The sequence below is a fragment of the Meiothermus hypogaeus genome (assembly GCF_003574035.1).
In the GTDB taxonomy this organism is placed as follows: Bacteria; Deinococcota; Deinococci; order Deinococcales; family Thermaceae; genus Meiothermus; species Meiothermus hypogaeus.
This window is the reverse complement of the sequence record NZ_QWKY01000091.1, coordinates 1-10450: the sequence shown is the minus strand read 5'-3', so window position 1 is coordinate 10450 and position 10450 is coordinate 1. Positions and strand designations below refer to the sequence as shown.

Annotated in this window: 10 protein-coding genes and 1 pseudogene; 7 read left to right on the top strand and 4 right to left on the bottom strand. The window is 60.2% G+C overall.

From position 1 onward, the window contains the following. Together Mhypo_RS18635 and Mhypo_RS15525 are read right to left on the bottom strand one after the other, a co-directional pair. Window positions 1–88, bottom strand: a pseudogene (locus Mhypo_RS18635) (transposase); the annotation flags it as partial. Window positions 89–483: 395 nt separating this feature from the next. Then, complete coding sequence (locus Mhypo_RS15525) at window positions 484–1188, bottom strand: YkgJ family cysteine cluster protein (protein ID WP_119342181.1); 705 nt, start codon at window positions 1186–1188, stop codon at window positions 484–486. 118 nt (window positions 1189–1306) lie between these two features. On the opposite strand from Mhypo_RS15525, the gene glgP reads away from it, so the two are divergent. The 6 genes from glgP (at window position 1307) to Mhypo_RS15495 (ending at window position 8006) form a co-directional block, all read left to right on the top strand. Further along, window positions 1307–3823, top strand: coding sequence for an alpha-glucan family phosphorylase (gene glgP / locus Mhypo_RS15520; protein ID WP_119342180.1), 2517 nt, complete (start codon window positions 1307–1309; stop codon window positions 3821–3823). A 355-nt stretch (window positions 3824–4178) separates the two neighbouring features. Next, window positions 4179–4772: an ArsR/SmtB family transcription factor gene (locus tag Mhypo_RS15515; protein WP_186814671.1), complete on the top strand. Its 594-nt coding sequence runs from the start codon at window positions 4179–4181 to the stop codon at window positions 4770–4772. After that, window positions 4702–5868 (top strand): serine hydrolase, encoded by a 1167-nt coding sequence (locus Mhypo_RS15510; RefSeq protein WP_119342179.1) that lies wholly within the window; start codon window positions 4702–4704, stop codon window positions 5866–5868. The genes Mhypo_RS15515 and Mhypo_RS15510 overlap by 71 nt, the downstream gene beginning before the upstream one ends. A gap of 9 nt (window positions 5869–5877) precedes the next feature. Next, the gene (gene mtnA, locus Mhypo_RS15505) at window positions 5878–6861 is read left to right on the top strand and encodes an S-methyl-5-thioribose-1-phosphate isomerase (protein ID WP_119342178.1); all 984 of its coding nucleotides are present in this window, start codon (window positions 5878–5880) and stop codon (window positions 6859–6861) included. 108 nt (window positions 6862–6969) lie between these two features. Further along, on the top strand, window positions 6970–7488 hold the full coding sequence (locus Mhypo_RS15500) for a ComF family protein (protein ID WP_338067099.1): 519 nt from the start codon (window positions 6970–6972) through the stop codon (window positions 7486–7488). 104 nt (window positions 7489–7592) lie between these two features. Next, window positions 7593–8006 (top strand): DUF4258 domain-containing protein, encoded by a 414-nt coding sequence (locus Mhypo_RS15495; protein ID WP_119342176.1) that lies wholly within the window; start codon window positions 7593–7595, stop codon window positions 8004–8006. Here the strand turns inward: Mhypo_RS15495 and ribF are convergent. Both ribF and Mhypo_RS15485 read right to left on the bottom strand, forming a co-directional pair. Beyond that, complete coding sequence (gene ribF / locus Mhypo_RS15490; protein ID WP_119342175.1) at window positions 8003–8890, bottom strand: riboflavin biosynthesis protein RibF; 888 nt, start codon at window positions 8888–8890, stop codon at window positions 8003–8005. The genes Mhypo_RS15495 and ribF overlap by 4 nt on opposite strands. 76 nt (window positions 8891–8966) lie before the next feature. Next, window positions 8967–9473, bottom strand: a complete 507-nt coding sequence (locus Mhypo_RS15485) for an NUDIX hydrolase (protein WP_119342174.1) — start codon at window positions 9471–9473, stop codon at window positions 8967–8969. 89 nt (window positions 9474–9562) lie between these two features. Between Mhypo_RS15485 and Mhypo_RS15480 the strand changes: the two genes are divergently transcribed. Then, window positions 9563–9991: an NUDIX domain-containing protein gene (locus Mhypo_RS15480; protein ID WP_119342173.1), complete on the top strand. Its 429-nt coding sequence runs from the start codon at window positions 9563–9565 to the stop codon at window positions 9989–9991. Window positions 9992–10450: the final 459 nt, after the last annotated feature.

Below are 10450 nucleotides of genomic sequence, written 5' to 3'. Positions count from 1 at the left end.
TTTCCCGGTAGAGGGCGTGCAGGTTGTCCGGGTGGTGCCGCAGCTTGAGCTCCAGCCGGGGGCGGCGTTGGTGTTTGGCCAGGTGCATGTCCTCATCTTAAGGGAAAAACCTAGGGGGAGTTCTTATTACAACACCCAACGTCCCCATCAGGCTCTGGATTACAAGACCCCACTGGAGGTTATCCAGGCAGCAAAGAAACTGGTATCGTTCTCTTGAAGCACTACACGCAGACAAAATTCCTCAACGCACATATGTAGTTTTTGGCATTGGTGTCGACCATGAGCGCTATTTGTTCGGCTATGCCGTTGCTGGAGTTGGGCAGTATGTTGCCTATATGGGGCAAAAAGACCCAAATGACAGGGAGTATTGCTACCATTCTGCAGTAATGCAACTGGACTGTCACGTTGAGGCGCGAATGTATTGGGGTGAGGAGTTTCGCGTACCTCGCTTCGTCTTTTTGCGTATATACACCAGATAGCCTGTCAGCCAGCCCAAAACCCCCACTTACCACCAAGCACGCCTCTGTCCTCGAGCCATCGCTGCATGGCCGGTAGACCCTGCTCGAGCGCTTTTCTGAACGCCTCCACTCCGAGCAAATAAATCAAGCTTGCCAGCTCTGCGATCACGGTAAAACCGCGCACTTGCTGTTCGGTGGCCCATAGTCTTTGGGCCGCGCGCTCAGAATACTGCCAGGGCCGCTTCAGGTAGTGCTCGGGGCCGTGCCAGGGTTTGAGCTGGCCCTGGTAGGCGGCCCGTTCCTTGCCCCGAAGGGCCGGCACCACCCCAGGGGCGCAGTAACGGGCTAGCAGGTTGGTCAGCACCCCCCGGCAGGCCAGGGGGCGGTGGGGGTGCACCGAGCAGGCTCCTTCCGGCGTGAGCAGAGGACAGGGGTTGGCCTCCAGAAAATACGCGGTGGGAAAATCGGCTTTATGCTTTTCTTGCGCGATGCGCTCGAGTCTTTTTTGGCCCTCAGCCTCGACTCGGGCCAGTAATCCGGGCCCCTGCGCCTCGAGCACTTCGCGCAGATATTCGGCCTCGGCCAGCCCTACCACCACCCAGGCAAAGCAACAAGAAAAGCAACCCTGGCGGCAGCTCACTTTCAGGCCATGCTGGGCCAGGTAGTGTTCGGTGCGCGTATCCAGGTTCTGGTGCGCTCGAGCCACCGCTTGCCGCAAAACCGGGTTCATCGCCTTTATCATACGGCTGTAAAGCACAAGCACGTACACCAGGAAAAGGCGTTTATGACGTGGTTGTTCGGTTCCTGACGGTTCACAAAGTCACAAATGGTACAATCTGTTTCTGATTATGAATGTCATCGGTCGAATCACCGCTATACCCGCCCTGCCTGAGCCCCTAAAGGGACTGCGCGAGGTCGCCTACAATCTCTGGTGGAGCTGGAATCCAGAGGCGCAGCACCTCTTCGAACAAATTAATCCTTCACAGTGGAAGCGCTTCCGGTCGAACCCGGTGCGGGCCTTGCTGGAAGCCGAGCCTGAGCGCCTCCTGGCCCTGGCCGAAAATGCAGGTTATGTGGGTGCGGTAGAAGCCACCGTTGCTAACTTCCGCCATTATCTGCAAACCCGCCCCCAAAAACCCCCACGGATTGCCTACTTCTCGATGGAGTATGGCTTCCATGAGTCGCTGCCCATCTACTCCGGGGGCCTGGGCATTCTGGCTGGCGACCACATCAAAGCGGCCTCGGATCTGGGGCTAAGCCTGACCGGCATCGGCATGTTCTATCACGAGGGCTATTTTCGCCAGCAGCTCACCCCGGAGGGCCAGCAAAGGGAGGTCTACGAGGATTTGCTGCCCGAGGAATTACCCTTGCAGGTTGTTCTCAAGGACGGCAAGCCCCTGAAAGTGGGCGTAGAGTTTCCCGGACGCACCGTATATGTGATGGCCTACAAGGCCCAGGTAGGCGCTATTCCGGTCTACCTGATGAGCACCAACCTGCCCGAAAACCGCCCCGAGGACCGCGCCCTCACCGCAAGGCTCTATGCTCCGGGTCAGGAAATTCGCATCGAGCAGGAGATGATTCTGGGCATTGGCGGGGTGCGGCTGTTGCGAGCTTTGGGGCTTTCGCCCGAAGTCTGGCACATGAACGAGGGCCACGCGGCGTTCCTGGGCCTGGAGCGCATGCGGGAGATGGTAGCTGCAGGAAGCTCCTTCAGCGAAGCCCTCGAGGCCACTGCGGCTGGGGCACTTTTCACCACCCATACCCCCGTACCGGCCGGACACGACACCTTTCCGCTGGATCTGGTCGAGCGTTACCTGGATGGTTGGTGGAACAGGCTGGGCATCAGCAAAGAAGAGTTTATTGCCCTGGGGCGCGAGGAAAAGAGCTATGGCCCGGTCTTCAGCATGTCCAACCTGGCCTTGCACACCTCCCGCGCCGCTGGCGGGGTTTCGGCCTTGCACGGTGAGGTCTCCCGTGAGATGTTCCAGCATCTGTGGAAGGGGCTCGAGGCAGAAGAGGTCCCCATCGGCCACATCACCAACGGCATCCACACCTTCACCTTCCTGCATCCGGAGCTGCATAGCCTCTACGAGCGCACCTTTCCCAAAACCTGGGCCGAGCAACTGCACGACCCCAGCCAGTGGACCGTAGACAGGCTCGAGGAGGACGAGCTGTGGCGCATCCGCAACAAGCTGCGGGCTGGTCTGATTGAGGAAGTACGACTCCGGCTATTCGAGCAGCGCCGCCGCAATGGTGACCTCCCGGCCAGCCTGCGGGCTGCCGAAAAGGTGCTCGACCCCACCGTGCTCACCATCGGGTTTGCCCGCCGTTTTGCTACCTACAAGCGGGCTATCCTGATGTTTACCGATCCGGATCGCCTGGTCTCGATATTGAATGGCCCCTTGCCGGTGCAGTTTGTTTTTGCCGGTAAGGCCCACCCCAAGGACGAACCCGGCAAGGAGTTCATCAAGAAGTTGGCCGAGAAAATCAAGGCGCTGGGCCTGGAAGACAAGATGATTTTGCTCGAGGACTACGACATGAGCCTGGCCCGCAGCCTGGTGCAGGGGGTAGATGTCTGGCTCAATACCCCCCGCCGCCCCATGGAAGCCTCGGGCACTTCAGGCATGAAGGCCGCCCTCAACGGCGCCCTGAACTTCTCCATTCTGGACGGCTGGTGGGCCGAGGCCTTCAACACCACCAACGGCTGGGCCATCGGCGACGACCGCACCTATGCCACCGAAGAAGCCCAGGATCACGCCGACGCCCAGAGCTTCTACGACACCCTGCAATACGAGATTATCCCGCTCTTTTATGCCCGGGGCGCCGTAGGCACGCCCTCAGGCTGGCTGGCCATGGTGCGCGACAGCATTCGCACCTGTGGGCCCACCTACTCGGCCCAGCGCATGGTGGATGAGTACCACCACAAGTTCTATACCCCTCTGGCTAAGCGGGCAGCCCACCTGCTGGAGAACAATGCCGCTGTGCTCAAGGAAGTAGCAGCCTGGAAAAGCCAGGTACAAAGTGCCTGGAACAACGTGAAGGTCTGGGTCGAGGCCCCGCATGCCGCTGCCAACCAGCCCTTGCAGTTGCGGGCTTTCGTGCAAGCTTATGGCATTCCCACCGAGACGCTCAAGGTTGAGCTGGTAGTGCGCCGCAGCAGCGGTGACCTCGAGGTCGTGGCCCTGAAGCCCAGCGGCCAGGAGCGCGAGGCCCTTCTGTACACCGGCACCTACCTGCCGGCCCGACCCGGCAGTTACCTGTATGGGGTACGGGTGGTGGCGCTGCACCCCGAGCTTTCCAGCCCGCGTGAGGTGGCTTTCGTGAAGTGGGCCGCAGCCGTAGTCGAAGAGCCAGTAAAGGTGTAATTCTCACTAATACCGGATTCAAAAAGACAGTTTACAAAACCAAAAACACTAGAGGCTGTCTTTTTGAATCCTAGAGCACACCCCTCCCTTGAGTACCGGCGCTAGCCGGGGGCCGATGGCCCTTCACTGTCGGTCGGCGAAGAAAGCGTCTCCCTTCCAAGGGGCGGTATCGCCCTCCGCTACGCGGATAACTTCCAAGGGGCGGTATCGCCCTCCGCTACGCGGATAACTTCGGTCGGGTTAGTTCGTCACCAAAGGATGACGAACTAACCGAATCTGGTATAACAAGAGCCCACTCAAGGATGGGCTCTTATTTTCTCACAAATTTTACGCAACAACGTAATAACGTATCTTTGTGGATTTAGAAGCCCGCATCCAGCGGCTCGAGACCCGCTTAGCCGCCCTGGAACAAGCCTCGAGGGCACCATCGAAGCCACCTGAAGGCGACTTTTGGGCGTTGGAGCATCTGCGTCAGGCCGCCCGGCCAGAGGGCGAGGTGGTGTTTGCGGGATATGCCGAGTTGGCTTCAGGTAGCTGGGGTTGGCAGTGGGGTTTGCCGGTTGGCGAGCTGTTGAGCGCGCCGTGGGCAGAGGTGGCTGAAAGCCTCGCCGCTTTGGGTCACCCTTTGCGCCTGGAAATTCTTCGGGCGGTATTGAATGGCCAGAGCAACACCCAGGACCTGCAGCATCTCGCCGAAATTGGCACCACCGGTCAGCTTTACCACCACCTCAAAGAACTGCAAGGCGCGGGCTGGCTTAAGGTCGGCAAACGAGGAACTTACGCGGTGCCCCCCGAGCGCATCATCCCCTTACTGGTCATCCTGAGCGCCGCCGGGGGTGAAACCCTGGCAATGCGGAAGGGAAAAAAAGGAGGTAGCGATGAAATTCTGGATGGTCATGGTAACCCTGCTGCTGGGGCTGGGCCTGGCTCAGGCCCCGCTCACCCCTAAAGCAGCCCTCGAGCGCCTCTTCACCGAGCAACCCACCAGGCCCGAGTGGTTTGCGCCGGTCTTCTTGCAGCAGGTCTCGGTAGCCCAGGTCGAGGCCATCCTGGCCCAGCTCAAGCAAACGCTGGGCAAATACGAGGGCGTGGAGCCCGAAGGCCCCAACTTCAGGGTGGTCTTTGAACAAGGTATCGTACCCGCACAAATATCGCTCGACGCCCAGGGCCGCATCCAGGGACTCTTCTTCCGCCCGCCCCAGCCCAAAAAAGCCCTCAGTCCCGAACAACTGCTGGCTGAGTACCGCAAGCTGCCCGGGCAGGTGAGCGTGTGGGTGCAGGAAGGGAGCCAGGAGCGGTTGAACCTGAACGCAGACGCGGTGCTGGCGGTGGGCTCGAGCTTCAAACTGGCGGTGCTGGAAGCCCTGCGCCAGCAGATCGAGGCCGGGCAGCGCCGTTGGAGCGATACCGTACCTTTGCGCCCGGAGTGGAAAAGCCTGCCCAGCGGCACCTTGCAAAACCTGCCCGACGGCACCCCTTTGAGCCTCGAGCAGTACGCCACCCAGATGATCTCCATCTCCGACAACACCGCTACCGATGCGCTCATCGCCATAGTAGGGCGCGAGGCGGTAGAAAAGCTGGCCCCGCGCAACCGGCCCTTCCTGACTACCCGCGAGGCTTTTGTGCTCAAGAACCCACAAAACAGGGAATGGCTCCAGCGCTACCGGGCCAATCCCGGTGACCGGGCGGCCCTGCTGGCCCAACTGGCCAACCTGCCCTTGCCCGATGCAGGGGTGTTTGCCGGGGGGCCGGTGGCCATTGACGTGGAGTGGTTTTTTACCACCCGCGAGCTGTGTGAGCTGATGAGCAAGGTGCAGGCTTTACCCTTGATGTCGCTTAACCCGGGCGTGGCCAACCCCGCCGACTGGCAACGGGTGGCCTACAAAGGGGGCTCGGAGCCGGGGGTGCTCAACCTGACCAGCTGGCTCACCGGCAAAAACGGCCAGCAGTACTGCGTCTCGGCCACCTGGAACAACCCCCAGGCCCCCCTGGACGAAAACCAGTTCTTCTTGCTCTACACCAGCCTCCTGAACAGCTTGAAGTAGACTGACCGCATGCGTGTGGTGCCCTTTCGTTTTGAAGAAAACACCTTTTGGCTCCTGGATCAGCGCAAGCTCCCTTTCGAAGAAGTCTGGGTGCCCTGCAAAAGCGCCCAGGAAACGGCCTTGGGCATCAAAGAGATGGTAGTGCGCGGGGCCCCGGCCATCGGGGTGACGGCAGCCTATGGTATGGTGCTGGCCCACCTGTCGGGCGAGAAGCCCGCTCAGGCCGATGCCCTGCTACGCCAGAGCCGCCCCACCGCGGTCAATCTGTTTTATGCCTTAGACCGTATGAAACCCCACTGGGGCAACCTGGAGGCCTCGCTTCAGGAAGCCAAAGCTATTTGGACCGAGGTCGAAGCCACCGAACAGGCCATCAGCCAGCACGGGGCGCGGGTGCTCAAAGGCCAGGTGCTCACCCACTGCAACACCGGCCCTCTGGCCACCGGCGGTTTTGGCACCGCCCTGGGGGCGATTATTGAGGCCCACCGGCAGGGCCGGGTAACCCACGTCTGGGTAGACGAGACCCGCCCTTACCTGCAAGGGGCCCGCCTGACCGCCTACGAACTGCAAAAAGCCGGGGTGCCCGCCACCCTGATTACCGACAACATGGCGGCCTATCAGATGGGCCAAGGCCAGGTAGACGCCGTCATTCTGGGCACCGACCGCATGGCCCTAAACGGCGACTTCGCCAACAAAATAGGCACCTATGGCCTGGCTATTCTGGCCCAGTACCACGGCATTCCCTTCTACCCGGCCCTGCCGCTCTCGTCAGTAGACCCCAGGCTGGAAAGCGGTACCCAGATTCCCATCGAAGAGCGCTCGGCTCGGGAGGTCACTTTCATTCGGGGGCAGCCCATCGCGCCCGAGGGCTTCCCTGCTGCCCATCCGGGCTTCGATGTGACCCCCAATCATCTGATAACCGGCATCGTGACCGAGAAGGGCGTGCTCTACCCGCCCTTCGATGAATCGCTGCGGGCTGCACTTGGCATTGGGTAAAACATGACCTTCCTGGGCTGGTGGGAACAACTGACCGGTGCAACCTGCCCCGGTTGTGGGCAGTCTTTACATCAGCCCTTGCTTTGTGCAAACTGCCGGGCTTTGCTGGTGCCACGTCACCTGCCCCATTTTGTGTACCTGGGCGATTACCAGCGGTTTGGCCAGCTGGCCAAGGCCATCAAGTATCAGGGTCGGCGCGAGTTGGCCACCTTTTTGGGCCAGCAGATTGCGCTGGGGGCCAAACAGGCCGAATGGGGGCTCGACGGCGTAACCGCGGTGCCCACCCTTTTTCACCGCAAGGTAAAGCGCGGCTACAACCAGGCCGAACTGCTGGCCCAAGCAGTCGCAGAAAAACTGCACATTCCCTACCAGGACTTACTCCTGCGCACCACGTGGGATACTTCGCAAACCAGAAAAACCTTGCAGAAGCGCCTCGAGCTCCCCGAGACCACTTTTCAACCTAAAAGCCCTGTAAAGGGCATCTGGCTGCTGGTAGACGACGTCGTGACCACCGGCACCACCTTTGAACGGGCCCGCAAAGCCTTGCTCGAGGCCGGCGCCACCAGGGTCTTCGGCGCGGCAATTGCAGTAAAAAGCCCACACGATCTATCCCGCTATTCCCTATAATCTAGGGTATAGAACCCCAAGCACCGTCTGGGGTTCTTTGAAGCACGAGACCAGCCCCCACCTCTTCTGGAGCGTGGGGCTTGGTTTATAAAAAGGGGGGACGAATGATTAAGCGTTCGCGCATCCGCAGGCTCGAGGAACTCCTCCCCTACATTCGCGAAGGCCGCTACCGCATAGGCCCCCATGTGGCCAAACACATGCTGCAAGAGGGCTTCATCGAGCACGATGTGTTGCAGGCCGTGGAGTGGGGCCGCGAGATGGCGGTCTACCCCGAAGATCAGCGGATGCTGGTGCTGGGCTACATGGTTTTTCCGCCCCAGCTCAAGCTACCCCTGCACGTGGTGCTGGAGTACCGCGAACCGCGCTGGGTGGATATCGTGACCGCCTTTATCCCCAAAAAACCCCACCAGGTGTACTCCAGGGCCCGCATCGCCGCCATTCTGCGCTACGACGGAACCTTTCAGGAAGTGCGCTGGGTCAGGCCCAAGTTCCTCACTGCCGAGGACATCCCGCACTAAAAACCCAGCACCTTGCGGGCAGCTTCTGCATCTTGGGCCAGTTGGGCTTTTAGGGCTTCCAGGCTCTCAAACTTCTTTTCACCACGCAGTTTGGTGAGGAACTCCACGCTGAGTTCCTGACCATATAAGTCGCCCGTAAAGCCAAAAAGGTGCACCTCGAAGCGCAATACCTGGCCCGAGACGGTCGGGCGGTAGCCCACGTTGGCCATGCCGCCAAAGCGACCTTGCGGGGTCTGCACCCGCACAGCAAACACCCCCATCGGCAGAATTTTGAGGGGGGCTACTTCGATATTGGCAGTCGGGAAACCCAACCGCCGCCCAAGTTTGTCGCCCTCCTGCACGATACCCCGGGCAGTGTACACCCGCCCCAAGAGCAGCTTGGCCTCGTCTACCTCGCCCTCGCGCAACAGGTCGCGAATGCGGCTCGACTTAACCGGCCCGCCACTCAGCTCGAGCAGAGGCAGAATCTGGGTGGGGGCCACCGTATTCAGATCTTCCAGGCTCCCGGCCCTCCCCTGTCCAAAGCGGAAGTCGGCGCCCACAAAGATGCGCTGGGCCTCCAGGCTGCGCAGGTCGCCCAGGAAGTCATCTTTGCTGCGCTTTGAGAAAGCCTCGGTGAAGGGCACAATCAGGGCGATTTCAACCCCAAGGCCCCGCAAGAGCTCGAGTTTCTCCGACAGATCGGTCAGGAAGCCCTCCCCTTTCATGAAAACCTTGCTGGGGGGGTCGAAGGTATAGACGAGCAGTGGAATGTGCTGGTTCTTGGCCTCCTGCTGGGCCTGGTGGATCAGGTGCTGGTGCCCGAGGTGCAGGCCATCAAAGCTGCCTATGGCCACCACCTTGGGGCCGGCGGGTGCGTCGGAAGGGTCGTTGATAAGCAGCATAGAAGAGTGGGAAGAAAAGTCTGGGAAAACCGTGCGTAGAGAGCTAAGCGCTTTACCGTACCGTCATTGGGCATCGCTATTCGTAAGCCGCATCTTCTTCTGCCCGCTCGCACAGGTAGAACAAAATTCCCGCCAGAGCCGAGGCCGATATCTGCACCTGGCCTTCGCGGGCATCCCGCAGGACCTGGCGCGGATTGTGCCATTCTACCGCGATGTCCTCGTCGTCGTCGGGTTGTGCATAGGCCGCGCGCAGGTGGGTGGCCCTGAACACATGCAGCTTTTCGTCACAAAAGCCCGGCGAGAGGTAAAAGCCGGTCAGGTAGTGCAGCTCGCCGGTGAGCTGGGCCTCCTCGGCCAGCTCGCGCAGAGCAGCTTGCTCGGGGGTTTCGCCGGGGTCTATAAGACCTGCCGGAATCTCCAGGGTCTCGCTACCGATGGCCGGCCTGTACTGGCGCACGAACAGCAGCTTGCCCCCCTGTTCGACCAGAACCGCTACGGCATCGGCGTGTTCGACAATCTCGTAGGGGCCCTCGAGGGCTAGGTTGAGGATACGGCCTTTGTAAAGGTATTGTCGTAGGGCCATGCCCCCAAGCTAAAGGCTAGAGAAACCCACGTCAAACCATGAAGGGGGACCAACCGGATACACTGGGATAAAGCCTTCGGAGCCTTGCCATGACCCCCCTAGCTCAGTATGTCGCTGGTTTTCTTTTCACCCCGGACAAGACTCGAGTAGTGCTGATGCGAAAGCACCGTGCCGACCCGGATGCACGGCTGTTCAATGGGGTAGGTGGCAAAATAGGGCCCGATGAACTGCCCAAAACCGCCATGTCCAGGGTATTCAAGCAAGAAACCGGCGTCGCCATTCCCCCCAAAGAATGGATGGCGCTGGCAAGGCTGGAAAGTTATACCTTTCAAGTCTATTTCTATATCGCAGTCTCGGAGCTGGCCCTGGAAATCCAGGGCAAGGACGAGGACGAAGTGGGTATCTTCGCCGTAAAAGACCTTTTTGCCGGCCCGGTTGTGCCCAGTGTGCGCTGGTTGGTTCCCCTGGCCTTTGATAGCCGGGTGCGCTTTCCGGTGATTTTCGAGGGCACGCCCTAGGGGAGTAGGGCTACGGGTTTAGGTGTTGGGCTCGGTCAACCTGGAGGCTCTGATACCGACTATGGGCGTGTAGTCAGTTTTCAACAATACCCCAAGCGGAGATAGGCAGCAGGTCTCCATCACCTGTCCCCTAACCCCTACCCCCTCCTCCCTGCACCACCGCTTCTGCAGTATGTAAGAGCAGCCTCCCACGAATACCCCACACAGCATCCTTTGGAAGCTATGGCGTGTGGGGTAATTTACGCTGCACCGCGTGTAGCGTAAATGTGGGGAACGCGGTAAAACCGGATTCAAAAAGACAGTTTACAAAACCAAAAACACCAGAGGCTGTCTTTTTGAATCCTAGAGCACACCCCTCCCTTGAGTACCGGCGCTAGCCGGGGGCCGATGGCCCTTCACTGTCGGTCGGCGAAGAAAGCGTCTCCCTTCCAAGGGGCGGTATCGCCCTCCGCTACGCGG

Bases quoted from the DNA above. Each gene is read 5' to 3' on its own strand.
- Mhypo_RS15485 (WP_119342174.1), bottom strand. From the start codon at position 9,473: ATGGCCCTACGACAATACCTTTACAAAGGCCGTATCCTCAACCTAGCC.
- Mhypo_RS15495 (WP_119342176.1), top strand. From the start codon at position 7,593: ATGATTAAGCGTTCGCGCATCCGCAGGCTCGAGGAACTCCTCCCCTAC.
- Mhypo_RS15480 (WP_119342173.1), top strand. From the start codon at position 9,563: ATGACCCCCCTAGCTCAGTATGTCGCTGGTTTTCTTTTCACCCCGGAC.
- mtnA (WP_119342178.1), top strand. From the start codon at position 5,878: ATGCGTGTGGTGCCCTTTCGTTTTGAAGAAAACACCTTTTGGCTCCTG.
- glgP (WP_119342180.1), top strand. From the start codon at position 1,307: ATGAATGTCATCGGTCGAATCACCGCTATACCCGCCCTGCCTGAGCCC.
- ribF (WP_119342175.1), bottom strand. From the start codon at position 8,890: ATGCTGCTTATCAACGACCCTTCCGACGCACCCGCCGGCCCCAAGGTG.
- Mhypo_RS15525 (WP_119342181.1), bottom strand. From the start codon at position 1,188: ATGAACCCGGTTTTGCGGCAAGCGGTGGCTCGAGCGCACCAGAACCTG.
- Mhypo_RS15510 (WP_119342179.1), top strand. From the start codon at position 4,702: ATGAAATTCTGGATGGTCATGGTAACCCTGCTGCTGGGGCTGGGCCTG.